At 65.6% G+C, this 18480-nt stretch carries 15 protein-coding genes; 10 read left to right on the top strand and 5 right to left on the bottom strand.

Annotated features, from left to right (window positions below):
• Positions 1-29: 29 nt before the first annotated feature.
• Both PBR20603_RS03490 and PBR20603_RS03485 read right to left on the bottom strand, forming a co-directional pair.
• A complete protein-coding gene (locus PBR20603_RS03490) occupies positions 30-554 on the bottom strand; it encodes a hypothetical protein (RefSeq protein ID WP_150558113.1) in 525 nt (174 codons plus the stop codon).
• 79 nt (positions 555-633) lie between these two features.
• On the bottom strand, positions 634-2238 hold the full coding sequence (locus PBR20603_RS03485; protein WP_150558112.1) for an EAL domain-containing protein: 1605 nt from the start codon (positions 2236-2238) through the stop codon (positions 634-636).
• A 405-nt stretch (positions 2239-2643) separates the two neighbouring features.
• Here PBR20603_RS03485 and PBR20603_RS03480 point away from each other — a divergent pair, with 405 nt between their 5' ends.
• On the top strand, positions 2644-3876 hold the full coding sequence (locus tag PBR20603_RS03480; protein WP_150558111.1) for an MFS transporter: 1233 nt from the start codon (positions 2644-2646) through the stop codon (positions 3874-3876).
• 114 nt (positions 3877-3990) lie between these two features.
• Here PBR20603_RS03480 and PBR20603_RS03475 read toward each other — a convergent pair whose 3' ends face one another.
• Both PBR20603_RS03475 and PBR20603_RS03470 read right to left on the bottom strand, forming a co-directional pair.
• Positions 3991-4404 carry a hypothetical protein gene (locus PBR20603_RS03475; RefSeq protein WP_150558110.1) on the bottom strand — a complete coding sequence of 138 codons (414 nt, stop codon included), beginning with the start codon at positions 4402-4404 and terminating at the stop codon, positions 3991-3993.
• Between the two features lie 130 nt (positions 4405-4534).
• Positions 4535-5899 carry an aminotransferase-like domain-containing protein gene (locus PBR20603_RS03470; protein ID WP_150558109.1) on the bottom strand — a complete coding sequence of 455 codons (1365 nt, stop codon included), beginning with the start codon at positions 5897-5899 and terminating at the stop codon, positions 4535-4537.
• A gap of 126 nt (positions 5900-6025) precedes the next feature.
• Between PBR20603_RS03470 and PBR20603_RS03465 the strand changes: the two genes are divergently transcribed.
• Positions 6026-7243 (top strand): MFS transporter, encoded by a 1218-nt coding sequence (locus tag PBR20603_RS03465; protein ID WP_150558108.1) that lies wholly within the window; start codon positions 6026-6028, stop codon positions 7241-7243.
• Here PBR20603_RS03465 and PBR20603_RS03460 read toward each other — a convergent pair.
• Entirely contained in the window at positions 7227-8150 is a 924-nt protein-coding gene (locus PBR20603_RS03460; protein WP_150558107.1) for a MurR/RpiR family transcriptional regulator, read from the bottom strand. The two genes, PBR20603_RS03465 and PBR20603_RS03460, sit on opposite strands and share 17 nt — an antisense overlap.
• A gap of 264 nt (positions 8151-8414) precedes the next feature.
• On the opposite strand from PBR20603_RS03460, the gene PBR20603_RS03455 reads away from it, so the two are divergent.
• From PBR20603_RS03455 to cheB, 8 genes are all read left to right on the top strand, one after another.
• The gene (locus tag PBR20603_RS03455) at positions 8415-9758 is read left to right on the top strand and encodes an aspartate aminotransferase family protein (RefSeq protein WP_150558106.1); all 1344 of its coding nucleotides are present in this window, start codon (positions 8415-8417) and stop codon (positions 9756-9758) included.
• Positions 9755-10597 carry a beta-keto acid cleavage family enzyme gene (locus tag PBR20603_RS03450; protein WP_150558105.1) on the top strand — a complete coding sequence of 281 codons (843 nt, stop codon included), beginning with the start codon at positions 9755-9757 and terminating at the stop codon, positions 10595-10597. The genes PBR20603_RS03455 and PBR20603_RS03450 overlap by 4 nt, the downstream gene beginning before the upstream one ends.
• 152 nt (positions 10598-10749) lie before the next feature.
• Positions 10750-12423, top strand: coding sequence for a methyl-accepting chemotaxis protein (locus PBR20603_RS03445; protein WP_281355975.1), 1674 nt, complete (start codon positions 10750-10752; stop codon positions 12421-12423).
• Positions 12424-12465: 42 nt separating this feature from the next.
• On the top strand, positions 12466-12954 hold the full coding sequence (locus PBR20603_RS03440) for a chemotaxis protein CheW (RefSeq protein WP_150558104.1): 489 nt from the start codon (positions 12466-12468) through the stop codon (positions 12952-12954).
• Positions 12951-14372 carry a CheR family methyltransferase gene (locus PBR20603_RS03435; protein WP_150558103.1) on the top strand — a complete coding sequence of 474 codons (1422 nt, stop codon included), beginning with the start codon at positions 12951-12953 and terminating at the stop codon, positions 14370-14372. The genes PBR20603_RS03440 and PBR20603_RS03435 overlap by 4 nt, the downstream gene beginning before the upstream one ends.
• Positions 14369-15022, top strand: coding sequence for a chemotaxis protein CheW (locus PBR20603_RS03430; protein WP_150558102.1), 654 nt, complete (start codon positions 14369-14371; stop codon positions 15020-15022). The genes PBR20603_RS03435 and PBR20603_RS03430 overlap by 4 nt, the downstream gene beginning before the upstream one ends.
• Positions 15019-17427 carry a hybrid sensor histidine kinase/response regulator gene (locus tag PBR20603_RS03425; protein WP_150558101.1) on the top strand — a complete coding sequence of 803 codons (2409 nt, stop codon included), beginning with the start codon at positions 15019-15021 and terminating at the stop codon, positions 17425-17427. The genes PBR20603_RS03430 and PBR20603_RS03425 overlap by 4 nt, the downstream gene beginning before the upstream one ends.
• On the top strand, positions 17424-18431 hold the full coding sequence (gene cheB / locus PBR20603_RS03420; protein ID WP_150558100.1) for a chemotaxis response regulator protein-glutamate methylesterase: 1008 nt from the start codon (positions 17424-17426) through the stop codon (positions 18429-18431). The genes PBR20603_RS03425 and cheB overlap by 4 nt, the downstream gene beginning before the upstream one ends.
• Positions 18432-18480: the final 49 nt, after the last annotated feature.

Raw genomic sequence — 18480 nt, 5'->3', positions numbered from 1 at the left:
GGAAACCATAACGATTCTTTTGATCAAACTCAGCAGGTGGCCGCATTGTAGAGGGCGGGCGAACCAGCGAGAACCGGCGCTGGACGGGGAAGTGTTGCGGCGCACCAACGAAGCGCGCTTTGGACGTGAATTTGGGGGACGAAAGGGGGACGTTCCTCCTCTACATTGAATTTCGCCGCATGCCCCCCCAGTGCCGGTTGGTATCGTTTCAGGCTGAGTTTCGGGCTGAAGTTCAGGTTTGACGCGGACTGACCGGGAATGCGACGTTTGCCGAAGTGCCCACTCACCTGACACAACAGAATCGGGGTGAAATGATGCGCGTCAGGAATATCAAGGAAACGGTTGACGGGGCTCGATACTATCGTCTGGTTCGCACGCTGCCCAACGGCAAGCGACATCAGATGCAAATCTCTTTCTCCGCAGGTGAAATGCGCTTCCGAAGTTTCGTTGCACAGCGATTGTGGTTGCTGCGCGCCGAAATGAGGGCCAGCACGCGGGCGGCCGCTACGCCCGCACCACGCAGCAATATGCCTCAGTTGGTCTTCTGACCTCATCGCAGCGTCGTCGGATAAAACGCCTGGCCGGTCGTGTTGGCCGGCCAGGCGTTTTCGTCGTGCGTTGGGCGTACCGTCGTCAACCCGCCTTGTGCTGCGTGAGCGGCGTGACGTTCGCAGACGTCTGCTTCACTGTCGTGAGCCCCGCGCCCGCGTGGGCAATCGCAAACTGCACCAGTTCGTCGAACGAGATCGGCCGCGCGAAAAGATACCCCTGCGCATAGGTGACATTGCGCTCGCGCAGATAAGTCGCCTGCATTTCACTCTCGACACCTTCCGCCACGATCGTCATCCCCATTCGTTCAGCCAATTCGATGATGGAGTCACAGATATTGCGTGTCACCACATCGTCTTCGGTGACGGGCAGGAACTCCTTGTCGATCTTCAAATAGTTGAAGTCGTAGCGCTTCAGGTAGCCGATGGAGTTGTTCTCGGCACCGAAGTCGTCCAGTGCCGTTTCGATGCCGCGCCGCTGGAGTTCGGCCATGACGGCGCGTGCAGCCGCTGAGTCGCGGATCACATAACGTTCGGTGATCTCGGCGATGAGCGGATAGGTATCGTTGAGCGAGCCATAAAGCCGCTCGATATCCTGCACGATCGTGTTGTCCCGCAAGTGCCGTTCGGCAAGATTGATCGCGACATGAAAACCTTGCGGCAACTCGCCTTTCGCCACGTCATTGCGAATCAGTTTCAGCAATGAACGAGTGAGTTCGATAATCAGACCGTTGCCTTCCGCGATAGGGATGAAGGCGTCGGGCCGGACCAGGCCGGCCACCGGATGATGCCAGCGCACCAGCGCCTCGGCACCGGAGCAACGCCCCGTGGCCAGCTCCATGACGGGCTGGTAGTAGACCTTGAATTCGTTGCGTTTGATGCCCAGGGCGATCTGTCGTCGCATGAACTGCGCCGGGCTGAGATGGCGGAAAGTCAGAATGCCCAACAAGACCGCGATGACGGTGCCGAACGAAAGATAGATGGGCGCGTAATTCGCAATCAGCCAGCGGGTCAAGGACGGACTGCCCGCGAGTGACGTCGTAAAGAGCTCCGATGCGAGCGTGATTTGCGCGCCACGCGTAGCGACGCTGGCGGATTCGAGCGTTGACGCCTCGGAAGTCAGCGACAGCTTCCCGATGGTCATCGCTGTCCATTCGAGGTCACTGTTTTTCACGCTATGCAAAGACTCGGAGAGGTATACCCCGTCGATGAATCCCAGCACGCCATCCGTCGCGGAGGTGGGCACGAATATCGCTAACGCAGGCGAGTCACGGACATACGGCGTGCTGGCCACGAAAATGGCACGCGTTCCCGTAAGCAGCGGCACCAACTCGTTCGGCAGCGGCATATCGATGGCCTCGTCCGAGCGCAGGACCGACGAGCAATACATCTTTCCGTGAGACACGAGCCAGATGGACCGGAAGTACGGCGTGAGCGTGCCTTCGGCCTGAAGCGCACTGCTGACCTCATTGCAGTTGCGTCCTACCCAGGCGGTGGCGCCCTGAAGGGTGGTGTCGGCACGGTCGACAATGCGCTCAAGCGCATCGCGCTGACGTGTGGCCTCCTCTTGCAAAATGGCTTGCGACGCATTGACGACGCGTAACCAACCGAGAAGGAGAACGACAAGAAATGTGGCCGTCACCACAAGCCCGGTCACCAGCCACTGCACGACTCTGGAGTGTTGAATCATGTTCTGCCGCCAACCATGGAAGGAGTAGGGCCCTTGCGTGTGCGTGGTGTTGCATGGCACAACTCGCCAATCGACTCTACACGAATCCCTGACGGCGACCAACGCCCGATAAACCCGCACAAACCCTTGTGAACGCGGGCTTGGCGGCTCGACGGTGGTATATCAGGGGCCCGATCCAAGACCACCTGCCGAGCGCTTCTTGTCGTTTTCTACTACGCATGCAGCGGTGGGCTGGGATGGCGGAATCGCGACAAAACTTGGCGTAACGACGATTTACGCATGCTCTACACTTCACTCATTAAATTTCTGGCAAGAAATGGGATAAATCCCAACTTTCATGCATATCTGCACGAAACCTGCCAGAAAGTCTGCGTTTCCAAAGCCTTTGACGTAAATCCTCCATCCATGTCGAGTCAACCTGCAACGTCCCTTCCCGGCGCTTCCTCGCCGGCAGCGCAGGGCACCGCGTTCCGCGTGCTGTCTGCGATCAGCTTCTCCCATTTGCTCAACGACATGATTCAGTCGTTGATCCTGGCCATCTACCCGCTGCTCAAGGCGAGCTTTGACCTGAGCTTCGGCCAGGTCGGTCTGATCACGCTGACGTATCAGATCACGGCGTCGCTGCTGCAACCGGTCGTGGGCCTATACACCGACAAGCATCCGAAGCCGTATTCGCTGCCGGTCGGCATGGGTTTCACGCTGGTGGGCCTGCTGCTGCTGGCGGTTGCGCCGAACTTCGGCGTGCTGCTGGTCGCGGCAGCGCTCGTCGGCATGGGCTCGTCGGTGTTCCATCCGGAGTCGTCACGGGTGGCGCGTATGGCCTCGGGCGGACGCCACGGTATGGCGCAATCGTTCTTCCAGGTGGGGGGCAACGTCGGTTCGTCGCTCGGCCCGCTACTCGCCGCGCTGATCATTGCGCCGCATGGCCGTGGCAGCGTGGCGTGGTTTTCCGTGGCGGCGCTCGTGGCGATCGTCGTGCTGTTCCAGGTGAGCCGCTGGTACGCCGCGCAACGCGCAGCGAGCAAGGGCAAGCCGGCGGCGCGCCGTGGCGGTCATGCGCATCTGTCGCGCGGCAAGGTGTTGTTTGCCATCGGCATTCTGCTGGTGCTGATCTTCTCGAAGTACTTCTATCTCGCGAGCATCAGCAGCTACTTCACGTTCTATCTGATCAGCAAGTTCCATGTGTCGGTGCAAAGCGCACAGGTGCATCTGTTCGTGTTCCTGTTCGCAGTGGCCGCGGGCACGATGATCGGCGGTCCGCTGGGCGACAAGATCGGCCGAAAGTATGTGATCTGGGGGGCGATCCTGGGGGCCGCGCCCTTCACGCTGATGCTGCCGTACGCCAACCTGTTCTGGACGGGCATTCTGACGGTCGCGATCGGCTTGATCCTCGCCTCGGCGTTTTCGGCGATTCTCGTCTATGCGCAAGAGCTGATTCCGGGCAAGGTCGGTACCGTATCGGGACTGTTCTTCGGCTTTGCGTTCGGGATGGGGGGCGTGGGGGCCGCCGTGCTGGGGCAACTTGCCGACTCGACGAGCATCGACTTCGTCTACCACGTATGCGCCTATCTGCCGCTGCTGGGCATCGTGACGATTCTGTTGCCGGACGTCGAAGGCAAGAAGAGGGTGGCGGCCTGAGGTCGCTGTCTGCGGGATTCGCCGGTGCCCGCGCACCGCTGACATCAAGAAAAACGCCGGCCCGAGATTTCGGGACCGGCGTTTTTTGTCGGTGGACGAGATGCGGCGGGGTGATTAGGGCGTGGCGCGCTTTTGCAGTTCCCAGCCGCCGGCGTCGCCCTTCTTGCAGGCGGGTAGCCTGAGTGTGACTTCCTGCCCCTTTGCGACGAGCAGCACAATCAGGTCGCGGCAAGTCCCGGTGTCGTCCTTCTGGGTGTTGGTCGGCGTGAGCTGCGCAGCGATTGCCACCGGGTTGCGTGTGCCCTTGTTGCTCCAGTCGACGGTTTCGTTGTCCTGCTTGGTGGACAGCACATTGTCGGCGGCTTTCGCGAGCGATTCGTTGTCGGCCTTTTTCATATAGGCCAGCGGCGAGTTGCTCATGAACATGAGATTGGAGGCGGCATACGCGGGGGCGGTCATGCCCGCACCGATGGCGAGCGCCGTGCCAAGCGCGACCCGGCGGGCACGCGACAAATAAGTATTCGACATTCGGAGTCCTTGAGATTGCCGACAGGGGGCGGGGCCTGCGTGAGCCTGCGTCAGGTCTTGCGTCGACGGTCCGGCTGCAGGAAGCACGTCGATCATAAAAGAATCCGGGAGCGGCGTCATCCCGGGCGAGTCACTGGCGACCGGCGGCACGCACAACGCCGGCGACTTCCATGAGCGCGGTTTGCAGCGCGGCGTCGCTTGCCGGGGACCCCAGGGCCACGCGGATCGCCGCTGGCGCCACCTGCGCCGGTGCCGCGAATGCATCGACGGGTGTCACGGCAATACCGCGCGTTTGCAGGGCGGCCACGACGTCGTCGCAGCGCATTGGCGCGGGCACGGGGAGCAGCCTGTGAAACGCCCCTTCGTATCCCGTCGAGCCAAGACCTGCGAAGCAGACTTGCGCGATCGCCTGTCGCCGCCGAGCCAGCGCCCGTTTGCGCGTGATCCAGAGATCGATGGTGCCGTCGTCCAGCCAGCGCGACGCCAGTTGCGCCATCAACGGCGCGGCGCTCCAGACACTCGCCCGCATCGCGGCGTGTACGCGCGGCAGCAGCGCGGGCGGCGCCATCAGATAGGCGATGCGCAGCCCCGGTGCCGCTGGCTTGGACAGACTGCAAACCTCGAAGGTGCGCTCCGGCGCAAGCCGACGAAGCGGGGGCGGCGCGTCGGCGACCAGAAAGCCGTAAGCGCTGTCTTCCACTAGCAGCAGATCGTGACGCCGCGCCACTTCCACCAGCGCCAGCCGTTGCGCGAGCGGCATCACACTGCCCAGCGGGTTATGCAGCGTCGGCATCGTGTAGACCACGCGCAGACGTCCCGCATGCGTGCGACAGGCCGTCTCGAGTGCAGACGGATCGAGCCCGCCGGCCGTCATCGGCACCGCAACGAGCGGAATGTCACGCATGGCCGCGAGCGCCTTCCAGCCGGGATACGTCAGCGCTTCGACCGCCACAGGCTCCCCAGAGCGGCACAACGCCAGCTGCAGGACATCGAGCGCGTGCTGGCCGCCCGCGCAGACGACCAGTGTATCGGGCGAGACGGCGGCGCCATCGCGCCGCGATAGCCATTGCGCCGCCGCGCGCCGGTCGGACGGATGCCCGTCGTGCGGCGCGTGGGCCAGCAATGTGCGCAGGTCGCCGCCAGACGCCGTCTCTCGCAACGCCTGACGAAACGCATCGGCCTGCTCGGGCAGCACCGGATAGTTGAACGCCAGATCGACACTCCCGAGCGCACCGGGCGCCGGCGCCCACTGCGCGAATGCGGCGGCCGCGCCCACGGCGGGCGAGCGCACGAAGGTGCCGCGCCCGACTTCACCGACGGCGAGGCCCCGTCGCGCGAGTTCGGCGTAGACACGGGTGACCGTGGAGGTTGCGAGTCCGTGAGCATCGGCGTAATCGCGCTGTGGCGGCAGACGCGTGCCCGAGGCCAGATCGCCAGACACGATGGCTTGGGTGAGGCGCTCGACATGATCGAGATAGCGGGCGGGAGCGGCCATTCAGGAGGAGGGAAATTGATCTCAGGACAATTCAATAATTGCACCGGATTGACGCACTGACAATACTGAAGACTGTGGTTCGCCCTTACGCGCGAATTCCTCGTCTCTCTTCCAATCGTTCACTGCATGCCTCGTCCCGCCTCCCATAGCGACGCCGCGAATCGCCTGTCGCATCGAGTCACGCCCCGCTGGGCGGTGCCATTGCTTGCACTTCAGCTTTTCCTTGTGACGTTTGCGGTCAATCTGCAAGCACCGCTGGTGCCGTACTACGCGGCGGCGAGCGGTTCCGGTGCGGGCGCGCAGGCGCTCGCCTTCGCGTGTTACGTCGGCGCGCTCGTGCCAACGCTGCTGTTCCTTGCGGGATTGTCCGATCGGGTGGGGCGTCGTTTGCCGTTGGCCATCGCGCTGTTGCTCGGTGTGGCGGGCACATGGCTGACGTTGCGCTGGCCGGCGCTCGTCGGGCTCGGCGGTGCGCGGGCGTGCTACGGCGTGGCGACGGGACTCGTCGCGGGCAGCGGCACGGCGTTCATGACGGAGCTCTATGGCGATCGAGACGACGCCGCAGCGCGCGGCGCAGCGCTTGTCGCGGCGGCGACATCGCTGGGCTTCGGTGCGGGTGCGCTTTTCACCGGGGTTTGCCTTGTCGTGGCGCCGTCGGTGCTGCCGCCGATAAGCCTGTGGGCCTACCCGCCGATGGCCTTCGTGGCTGCGCTGGCGGTGGCGGCGCTGCCTGCGCCTGCGCGCCGCCCGGACGTGCCGTGGTTGCGTTGGCCGGTACTCGCGCCCGGCACGGTGCCGCTGGGGGTGGCGATACTTCTCGCGTGGGCGGCCGTGGGGGTGGTCATCGGTGTTGTCCCGGCAGCGCTGGCCGCGCATGGACATGCCGCCTGGGCAGGATTTGCGGCGTTCTTCGTCATCTCCACGGGGTTGCTGTTTCAACCGGCCGCGCGACGTATGGCGCCGGTGCGAGCCGTGCGTATCGGCCTTGTGCTCGTGCCGCTCGGCTTCGTTGTGCTGGCGCTGGGGGTGACGTACGCGAATCTGTACGCATTGCTCGCCGGTGCAGCCATTGCAAGTTCTGCCTGCTATGGCTTCACGTATCTGGGCGGGCTGGCGGCGGTCAATGCGGCGGTCGCGCCTGCGTTGCGTGCGCGTGCGGCGGCCGGCTATTTCCTGTTCGCGTACTTCGGCTTTTCGGTGCCCGTGGTGACGAGCGGGTGGCTCGCCGACCACTTCGGCATGCCCATTGCGCTGGCGTTGTTCACTGCGGCGTTGATCGCGGGCAGCGTCGCGCTTGCGCTGACGTTGCGTCGCGAGACGGTGTCACTCAGGCATCCCGCTTGACACGCCCGCGGCTGCCCGCGCCCCCGGCCGGACTGACGTACGCGCCGGTGCCGTGCAACTGGTCTTCGGCCAGTTCCAGCGCGCGCACCGCGCCGCGCCCCTTGCGGGCGAGCAGCATTTCCACGAGCGTCTCCACCACGGCGATCCCTGCCGTGATCGACGGGAAGAACGACGGGCTTTCGTGGGAGAAGAGCACCGTCACGTCGGCGTCGAGAGCGAGCGGCGAGACCGTGGAATCCGTGAGCGCCAGCACGCGGGCGCCTGCGGCTCGTGCCGCGCGCGCGACGATCAGCGCTTCGTTCGAATACGGGGCAAAGCTGATGACGACGACCACGTCGCGTGCCGAGAGCGCGCGCAATTCCATCTCCAGCGTGCCCGCTTCACCGCGAATCAGGTGTACCGTCGGCCGGAACAGACGATAGACGTACTGAAACGTGAACGCGATGGGAAAGCACGCGCGAAAGCCTGCCACATGCACGGTACCTGCGTTGGCGAGCAGATCGACGGCAGCGCCGAGCGACGCGCTCGCGCCCGCTTCGGTCAGGTCGAGGTTGTTGTGCTGCACGCGGAACATCTCGGGCACCATGCGCGCAGCATCACCCTCACGAATTACCTGACGTGCGCGGCTCGCATACGGCTGCGGCCCAAGCCGGATCGATTCGAGAAACAGTTCACGCAAGCCGTGCCAACCGTCGAAACCGAGATGCTGCGCGAGCCGCACGAACGTCGCCGGTTGCACGCCGGCCTCGGCGGCAATCGCGCGCATGGAACTGATTGGCACGCGCTGCGGATGATCGAGCAGGAAACGCGCGCCTGCCTGAAATTGCGGGCTGAGCTGGGGGTAGCGCTCACGCAACTGCGTGTTGAGTTGTTCGAGCGTCTGCGGCAGCGCTGTGGCTTCTGTCATTAGGGGATGGCAACACGGCGACGAAATAATGTAACGATTGTTGCATGAAATGCCCCGGCCGCGCACGCGCTTTCCCCGAGGCATGTGAACTGCGACGACACATCGAGTGTGGTAAGGGGACTGCGCGAAGTGTTGCGATGGCAAATTGCATGAAACATATGTTGCAAACCGTGGGCGATGCGCCTACACTGAGCGACATTGTTCGCGTGTCGGGGGCCGGGGGTCATAGCGCGACGCGTCATCTTTTTCGTCAGGGGTTCAGGCATGACTCACGTGTTTCACCGCAATCCGCGCCAGACGTTGCCCGTCGCGGTCGGCGGTCAGGGAATCGAGCTGATCGACAGCACCGGCAAGCACTATCTCGACGCCTGCGGCGGCGCGGCGGTCTCGTGCCTTGGGCACGGCCACCCGCGTGTGATCGAGGCGATGCAGCAGCAGGCGGCGCAGTTGGCGTATGCGCACACGTCGTTTTTCACGACGGAGGTCGCCGAGCATCTGGCCGACACGCTGGCGGCGAGCGCGCCCGGCGATCTGAATCACGTGTACTTCGTCAGCGGCGGGTCTGAGGGTGTGGAGGCGGCGCTCAAGCTGGCGCGCCAATACTTCGTCGAGATCGGACAGCCGCAGCGTCAGTACTTCATAGCGCGCCGTCAGAGCTACCACGGCAACACGCTCGGCGCGCTGGCCATCGGCGGCAACGCGTGGCGACGTGAGCCGTTCCTGCCGTTGCTGGTGCCGGCGCACCACGTCTCGCCGTGTTTCGCCTACCGCGAGCGGTTCGACGGCGAAAGCGATGCGGCTTACGTGCAGCGTCTGGCCGACGAACTCGAGGCCAAGATCCTCGAGCTTGGCGGCGACACGGTGATTGCGTTCGTGGCGGAGACCGTCGTGGGCGCCACGGCCGGCGCAGTGCCGCCGGTGGGCGACTACTTCAAGCGCATTCGCGCGGTGTGCGACAAGTACGGGGTGTTGCTGCTGCTCGACGAAGTGATGTCGGGCATGGGGCGCACGGGCTACCTGTTTGCCTGTGAAGAAGACGGCGTGGTGCCGGACATTCTGGTCATTGCGAAGGGGCTGGGCGCGGGGTATCAGCCGATCGGCGCGATGCTGTGCTCCGACAAGATTTTCGATGCCGTGGTCGGCGGGTCGGGCTTCTTCCAGCACGGCCACACCTATCTGGGCCACGCGATGGCTTGCGCGGCAGCGCTGGCCGTGCAACGCACGATTGCCGAGGAGCATCTGCTGGAGAATGTGAAGGCACGCGGCGAGCAACTGCGTGCTCGTCTGCGCGAGGTCTTCGCCGAACATCCGAACGTTGGTGACGTGCGCGGCCGGGGGCTTTTCGTCGGTGTCGAATTCGTGGCCGACCGTGCAACCAAACAGACGCTCCCGACCGGCGACAAGACGCATGCGCGTCTGAAGGCCGCTGCCAAGGCGCGTGGCCTGCTGATCTATCCGATGGGCGGCACGGTCGATGGCGTGCACGGCGATCATGCGTTGATCGCGCCGCCGTTCATCTGCCGGCCCGAGGACATCGATCGCATCGTCGAACGGCTGGCGCTGGCGGTGGCCGACGTCACCGGCGTGACGGCCGGAGGTGCCGCATGACGCGAGCCTTCGCGCTGGCCGTGGCGCCCAACGGCGCGCGTCGCACGCACGCCGACCATCGGGCGCTGCCCATGACGCCGGAGGAACTCGGCGCGTGCGCGAAAGCGTGTCTGGACGCCGGCGCGGCAATGATTCACTTGCATGTGCGCAAAGCCGACGGCACGCACAGTCTCGAAGTGCCGGACTACACGGCCGGGATCGCGGCGGTGCAGCGAGCCGTCGGCCGCGAACTCGTGCTGCAGGTGACGACCGAGGCGGTCGGCATCTACACGCCTGAGCAGCAGATCGCGACCGTACATGCGCTGCATCCCGAAGCGATTTCGGTGGCATTGCGCGAAGTGTCGCCCGACGCGGTGCATGCCCCGGCGGCTGAGGCATTCTTCACGTGGCTCTGGCAGGAGCACATCACCGCGCAATACATCCTGTACGACACCGAGGACGTGGCGCACTACTGGCGTTTGCGCGCGAGCGGGGCAATCCGTCCGGGCCGCCATTGGGTGCTGTTCGTGTTGGGCCGATACAGCAAGGGGCAGTTGTCGTCGCCCTCGGATCTGCTGCCGTTTCTCTCGGCCTGGCAGGCCGGCGCACAGGGGACGGGGGAGGCTGCTGGCGAAACACCGTGGGCGATGTGCGCCTTTGGCCCGCGCGAGGCAGAGTGCGCGCTGGCGGCCGTGTTGCAGGGCGGCCACGCTCGCATCGGTTTCGAAAACAATCTTTACCTGCCGGATGGCCGTGTTTCACCGGATAACGCGGCGTCGCTCGGCGCGCTGACGGCCGCCGCGGCGCCGCTCGCGCTCGCCCCCATGACCGCCGGCGCCTTGCGCGAACTCACTCGCTGAGTGGGCGTCCCGGCCCCGTTGGTGTCGGCCGGGTCGCCGAAATCAGAAATAAGCCCAAATACCTGGCCTGACCGGCGTTGCCCGGCCGGGCCGCTGTAATAGAATCGGCGTAACCTCAAAAAGGCCCGCGTCGCCCTTCCCCGGCACCGGGCATGCACAACGAACGGGAGCGCGGCGTGAAACACTGGTCGATCCGACATCGCATTCTGGCCAGTTTTGGCCTGATCCTCGCCTTGATGGCCCTCATGGCGGGCGTGGCCTACACGCGGCTGATTGCCATCGAGCAGGAGGCGCACAGCGTGGAGACCGATTCCACGCCGGGCTTGTACTACAGCACGATGCTGCGCGGCGCATGGTTCGAGAGCTACCAGTTGCTCCAGCAGGTCGTGGCGATCGACGATAACGACAAGACGCGCTCGCTCGATCTCGACGCCCTTCGCGCGGCCGATACCAAGATCGATGGCTGGATCAAGGACTACGGCACGACCGTCAACCGCTCCGTCGACCGGATGCAGTACGACGAAGTGCGCGGTGTGCGGCAGCAATACGGCCGCATCAGCAATCAGGTGCTCAAGCTGGTGGCCGACGGCCAGATGCCCGCCGCGCGCGCGATGCTCTCGGATCAGCTTTTCCCCGAATGGGGGCGCGGGCGTTCAGCGATTCAGCGTCTGGTCGACACCAACAAGACCTTTGCGGACGAGTCGACCCACAACATCGCCGAGGCGGTGGCGGCGGCCAAGGCGATGCTGCTCATCACGCTGGCCGTGGCGCTCGCGTGCGCAGTGCTGTGTGGCTGGCTGCTGTTCCGCGCGATCAGCGTGCCGCTCGCGAGCGTGATGCAGATTCTGGAGGTCATGCGTTCGGGCGATCTGACCAAGCGTCTCGATCTGGCGCGCCGTGACGAATTCGGCGCACTGGAGTCCGGCTTCAACCGGATGACGGATGAATTGACGGGGCTCGTCGGGCAGGCGCAGAAGTCGGCGTTGCAGGTAACGACGTCGGTGACCGAGATCGCCGCCACGTCGCGCCAGCAGCAGGCCACTGCCTCGGAGACGGCGGCGACCACGACGGAGATCGGTGCAACGTCGCGCGAGATCTTCGCCACGTCGCGCGATCTGGCGCGCACCATGACCGAAGTCGCCGGGGTGGCAGACCATGCCGCGTCACTCGCGGGCACCGGCCACGTTGGCCTCACGCGCATGGAAGACGCCATGCGCCATGTGATGGAAGCTGCGGGGTCGGTCAACGGCAAGCTGGGCATCCTCAACGAGAAGGCGGGCAACATCAATCAGGTTGTCACCACGATCACGAAGGTGGCGGACCAGACCAACCTGCTCTCGCTCAACGCGGCCATCGAGGCCGAGAAGGCAGGCGAGTATGGGCGCGGCTTTGCGGTGGTGGCTACTGAAATCCGGCGTCTGGCCGATCAGACGGCGGTGGCCACCTACGACATCGAACAGATGATCAAGGAGATCCAGTCGGCGGTGTCGGCCGGTGTCATGGGCATGGACAAGTTCTCAGAGGAAGTGCGGCGCGGCATGGACGAGATGCGTCAGGTCGGCGATCAGCTCGCGCAGATCATTGCGCAGGTGCAGACGCTGCCACCGCGCTTTCAGGTCGTCAACGAGGGCATGCAGGCGCAGGCCACCGGTGCCGAGCAGATCAATCAGGCGCTGGTGCAGCTCTCCGAGGCGGCTCAACAGACGGCCGAGTCGCTGCAACAGTCGAGTCAGGCCATCGAAGAACTCAATCACGTCGCCAACGGCCTCAAGAGCGGCGTGTCGCGCTTCAAGGTGCAGACGCTGCCGGCCTCGGGGCCGGTGTAACGTCAGTCTCCAACGCCTTCTTCGTCATTCGCGGACATCGCCATGTTGTTCCTGCGTTTCGCCATCGCGACCGATCATTACGTCATCGACGCCAGTCATGTGGCTGAGGTGCTGCCGTGGCTTGCGCTCAAGCGCCTGCCCGCCGCCCCCGCCTGGGTGGCGGGGGCGTTCAGCTATCGCGGCGAATCCGTGCCCGTTATCGATCTGACGCGCCTCGCTACCGGCGAGCTCGCGCCGGCGCGCCGGTCCACGCGTCTGGTGATTGTCCACTACCCGGCGCCCGGGCCCGATGCGCGTCGCCTCGGCGTACTCGTCGAGCGCGCGACCGATACGCTGCGGGCCGAGGCTTCAGCGTTCAAGACTAGCGGCGTCGAGCTGCCGGAAGGCCGCTATCTGGGCCCGGTGCTCGACACCGAAGACGGGCTCGTGCAGTGGGTGAGAGTCGATCAGTTGCTGACCGACGAGGCGCGCGCGCTGCTGTTCGACGCCGCGCGCGACGCCTTGACCGAGGTGCCGGAGGTGGCGTCATGAGTCACGTGCGAGACATCGAACGCCTGCTGCGCGACACGATGGGTCTCGATGCGCAAACGCTTGGCGCGAATGCCATCGAGCGCGCTGTGCGAGCCCGGCTCGCCGTGCTCTCGCCCGAACTGCACGACGCGCCCTCGTATTCGCTGTACTGGCAACGCCTGCAGCAATCGCCGCAGGAGCTTCAGGCGCTGATCGAAGCGGTGGTGGTGCCAGAGACTTGGTTCTTCCGTCACCGCGAGGCATTCACGGCGCTCGCGCAAATGGCGCTCGACGAACGTGCCGCCCGACGCGCAACGGTACGCGAGACGCAGGCATTGCGACTGCTGAGTGTGCCATGTGCCACGGGTGAAGAGCCGTACTCGATCGCCATGACGATGTTGGACGCGGGCTTCGGCCCGGGTGAGTTCACCGTCGACGCGCTCGACATCAGCGAACGCGCGCTCGCCGTGGCCCGCGACGGGATATACGGTCGCAATTCGTTTCGCGGGCCGCCCGCTTCGATGCAGTTTCGCGAGCACTACTTCACTCAGGAAGACGACCACTATCGCATCGTCGATGCGCTTCGCACGCAGGTGCGATGGCATTCGGGCAATCTGTTCGATGCGTCGCTCGCCGACCGGCTGGGCACGTTCGATTTCGTGTTCTTTCGCAACGTCCTGATCTACTTTGACCGCGACGGCCAGCGTCGCGCGATTGCCGCGCTCGAGCGTCTCATGCGCATGGGCGCGACACTCTTCGCCGGACCGGCCGAAGGGGGCACGCTGACCAGCAACGGTATGACGTCGACCGGACACGTGCAGGCGTTTTCGTTCCGCGTGACGGGGCCGGTGAGCGACGTAGCACCGTTGCCTGCTGCCGCATCGCGTGTGGCGGGAACGTTGGCGCCGTTCAGCCCGGCACCACCGGTGAGTGCCGTCGATGCGGCGGCGCAGCGGCGCACGCAGGCGACGCATGTTGCGCATGCCAGCCCGGTGCGGGCGTTTTCGCCGTTGCCCGCCAGGCCGTGCGCGACCCCGCCGGTGGCGCCACCCGACAACGCCACCACGGTCGACATTCGCAAACAACTCGAACAGGCGCGCGTCGCCGCCGACGCAGGCGACTTCGTACATGCCGTGGCGTTGTGTCGTAATGTGCTCGCGACGGATCGCGCCAACGCACAGGCGGAATATCTGCTCGGGCTGGTCGACGACGCCCGGGGCGACGCGCAGGGAGCGCTCGTTCACTACCGTCGTGCGCTGTATCTCGATCCGGGACATTACGAAGCCCTCGTGCATTGCGCCGCACAGCTCGAGGCGCGCGGCGACACCGCAGGGGCCAAACGCCTGCTGGAACGTGCCGCACGCGCCGAGCGCGCGGCGCATACGGGGGCCGCTGAACCCCATGACCACGCGCATCGCGACGGGACCCGACATCGATGACAAATCGCGAAATCGCGCGTGAGGCGGGTCTCGTATCCGGCGAGCGCAACCCGAATCCCAGGTTGAACGCCGACCCCCATACGTTGCACCGGCAGGCGGCCGAGTTGCTTGACCGGTTGCCGGTCGTGCCCGCCGACCCGGCACCCTGGCGTGCCGTTCCCGGCGAGGAAGAGACTGCGCGCGGGCCGTCGCTGCTGTTGTTCCGTCTGGCCGACGAATGGCTGGCGCTACCCGCCTCGACCATCGAAGAAGTGGCGCCGATGCGTGCCTGGCATTCGGTGCCGGGGCATCGTCAGCGCGCACTGCTTGGGCTGGTCAACTTGCGTGGCGCGCTCGTGCCATGCCTGTCATTAGGCGAATTGCTCGGCGTGCAGCCGGCACCGCAAACCCAGCCCTCACCTCTGAATACCTTGCGCACAAGCACGTCGCGGCTGCTTGCGCTGCGTCACGGCCACCATCTGAGCGCGTTTCCCGTGACGGAAGTTCACGGCACCGTGGCCCCGGCCAAAACCGCCATGGGATTGGTGCCTGCGACGACGCTCGGCGCGACCGACGGATTCGCCGTTGCGGTATTGCATTGGCGGGAGCATGTCGTCGGCGTACTCGATCCGTTGCGCGTGGGTGCGGCGTTCGACCGGAGTCTCGCATGAGCGGCGATCTGAGCAACGCCACATTGCTCGACCTGTTCCGCATGGAGACGGAAACACAGGCACAAGTGCTCGGCGATGGGCTGCTGGCGCTCGAGCGAGCGCCTGCCGACGCGGCGCGTCTCGAAGCCTGCATGCGCGCAGCGCACTCGCTCAAGGGGGCGGCACGTATCGTTGGCGTGGAGGCTGGCGTCTCGCTCGCGCATGTGCTTGAAGACGCCTTCGTTGCGGCGCAACGTGGTGCGCTGTTGCTCGACGTGGCAATCATCGATCGCCTGCTGCAGGGCGTGGACTTGCTCATGCGGCTGGCGCATCCGCCGGGCCGCGACGCGGGCTGGGCGCAGGGGGCGGGCAAAGCCGAGATTGACGCCTTCGTGACGGCCCTCACCGAACACCTCGCAACGTTGACGGGCGGCGCGGGGCAGGACGCTGCCACGTCACCTGAACCGGCGGCATTCGATTACGCCAGTTATGGCGTCGAGACAGCGCAGCCACCTGCGGTGCCCGAGCCGGCACCCGTCGCGGCACAGGGACTGCCGCTCGCACCCGACTGGCACGACACCCGCGACGCCCCCGACACGCCCGACACGCCCGACACGCCCCTCGGCCACGACACGCGAGAAGACGACGAAGGCAAAGACCACGCCTCACGTGCGCTGCGTGTGTCGGCCGACAGCCTGAACCGGCTGCTCCAGCTATCGAGCGAGGCGCTGGTGGCCTCGCGTTGGTCGCAGCCGTTTGCCCAATCGCTGCAACGGCTCAAACGTCATCAACACGAAGCGGGCGAAGCGCTCGATCGAGTGAGTTCGGCGCTCGCGCAGGCGGCGGACCGTTCTGACGAAGATCGCCAACAGCTGCTCGCCGCGCTGGCCGATCTGCGACGCGCCCTCGGTGTGGGTGGATCGTTGCTGGCCGAACAGATCCATGAGCTGGACCAGTTTGACCGGCGCTCGACGCAACTGTCGCAGCGGCTATATGACGAAGCGCTCGCATGCCGCATGCGTCCGCTCGACGACCGGCTGGGTGGATTCGCGCGCATGGTGCGCGATCTGGGCCGCTCGCTCGGCAAACCGGCACGACTGGAAATTCGCGGCGCGCACACGCAAGTCGATCGCGACATTCTCGATCAGCTCGAAGCGCCGCTGGGCCATTTGCTGCGCAATGCCGTCGACCATGGGTTGGAGAGCCCGGCCGAGCGCGCGGCGGCAGGCAAACCCGCCGAGGGCGTCATCACACTCAGCGCGCGGCACAGCGCGGGCCTGCTGCTCGTGAGCGTGGCCGACGACGGCGCGGGCATCGATCTCGAGCGCGTGCGGCGAGCGGTCATCGCGCGCGGACTGGTCACGCAAGACACCGCTCGGCGGCTCGACGACAACGAACTGCTCGAGTTTCTGATGCTGCCCGGCTTTACGCTGCGCGATACGGTGACGGACATCTCGGGACGCGGCGTCGGACTCGATGCCGTGCGGGCGATGGTGGCGCAGGTGCGTGGCACCGTGCGTATCGAGCACGCCACGGGGCGCGGCACCAAGTTCATCCTGCAACTGCCGCTGACGCTTTCGGTGGTGCGCAGCTTGCTGGTCGAAATCGGCGGCGAGCCTTACGCGCTGCCGCTGGCGAGCCTCTCACGCACGCTGGCGCTCCCGCAGGAACACATCGACATGCTCGAAGGCCGCCCGCACTTCACGCTCGACGGCAAACAGATCGGGCTCGTGAGTGCGCAGCAGGTGCTGTGCGGCAGCGAGCCGGTTGCGGTGGCCGGGGATCAGCCGGTGGTTGTGTTCGGTGAGGGCGACGCGCGCTATGGGCTGGCCGTCGATAAATTCCTTGGCGAGCGCATGCTTGTCGTGCAACCGCTGGATACGCGGCTGGGCAAGGTGCCCAACATCGCCGCCGGTGCACTCGCGGAAGACGGCTCGCCGCTCCTCATCATCGATACGGCCGATCTGGTGCGCTCGATTGCGAAGGCCGTGGAGATGGGTTCGCTCGAACGGCTGCCGATGCGCGCCGCACAGGCGAGCGGCCGCGGCCGCAAGCGCGTGCTGGTTGTCGACGATTCCCTGACCGTGCGCGAACTCGAACGCAAACTGCTCGCCGCGCGCGGCTACGATGTCAGCGTTGCCGTCGACGGCATGGATGGCTGGAATGCCGTGCGCAGCGAAACGTTCGACATGGTGATTACCGATGTCGACATGCCGCGCCTGGACGGCATCGAACTGGTCACGCTCATCAAGCGCGATGCGCGCACCGCCGATTTGCCGGTCATGATCGTGTCATACAAGGATCGCGAGGAAGATCGCCAGCGCGGACTCGACGCCGGCGCGGATTATTACCTTGCGAAAGGCAGCTTCCATGACGACGCGCTGCTGCGTGCCGTGGTGGATCTCATTGGGGAGCCGGGGGCATGAAAATCGGGATCGTGAACGATTCGATCATCGCTGTCGAAGCGCTGCGCCGTACGCTCGCGCAACGCCCGGGACTCGACGTGGCCTGGGTCGCGTACGACGGCGCTCAGGCCGTGGCGATGTGCGCGCCCGTTCCGCCGGATCTCGTGCTGATGGATCTCGTCATGCCGGTGATGGACGGCGTGGCCGCCACGCGCGAGATCATGCGCCGCACGCCCTGCCCGATTCTGATTGTGACGTCGGACGTCGGCCATCACGCTAGCCTCGTTTTCGATGCGATGGGGGCCGGTGCCGTCGATGCGGTCGACACGCCGGTACTCGGGGTGTCGGACCTGGCGCGTCCGGCGTCGTCGCTGCTCGCGAAGATTGAGGCCGTGGCCGCCCAACAGGCCGAGGCCCGCGTGCCGCAACCTGCCGTCTCCCCCATCGTCGCGGCGAATACTGACGCACTGGTCGCCATTGGCGCGTCCGCCGGCGGGCCGGCCGCGCTGGCGACGCTGCTGGGACGTCTGCCCGCGAACTTCGCGGCGGGTGTGATCGTCGTACAACATGTGGACGATGCGTTCGCCCCCGGCATGGCGACCTGGCTCGATCAGCAGACACCGCTTACCGTGCGTCTGGCGCAGGCGGGCGAGCGTCCGGCGGCGGGGGTGGTGTTGCTTGCGGGCGGCAACCGGCATCTGCGTGTCGAGGCGAGCGGCCGATGTTCGTATTCCGACGAACCGAAGGAGGCCGTGTACCGGCCGTCGATCGATGTCTTCCTGCGAAGCGTGGCCGAGAACTGGCGTGCGCGCGCAGTGGGCGTGCTGCTCACGGGCATGGGGCGAGACGGCGCGGCCGGGCTCGGCGCCATGCGCGCGCAGGGCTTTATCACGATCGCACAGGATCGGGCGACGAGCGCCGTATACGGCATGCCCAAGGCGGCAGCCGAAGCCGGCGCGGCGTCGGAGATTCTGGCGCTACCGACCATTGCGCCCCAATTGGTGGCCCTATTTGGCACTGTATGACAGGACGTAAATCATGACGACGACCCCACGCCAGCCGATCACGGCGGCG

It is taken from the genome of Pandoraea bronchicola (genome assembly GCF_902459805.1).
GTDB classification, from domain to species: domain Bacteria; phylum Pseudomonadota; class Gammaproteobacteria; order Burkholderiales; family Burkholderiaceae; genus Pandoraea; species Pandoraea bronchicola.
Note: the sequence above shows the minus strand (reverse complement) of the source record. Positions and strands in the feature narration are given on the sequence as shown.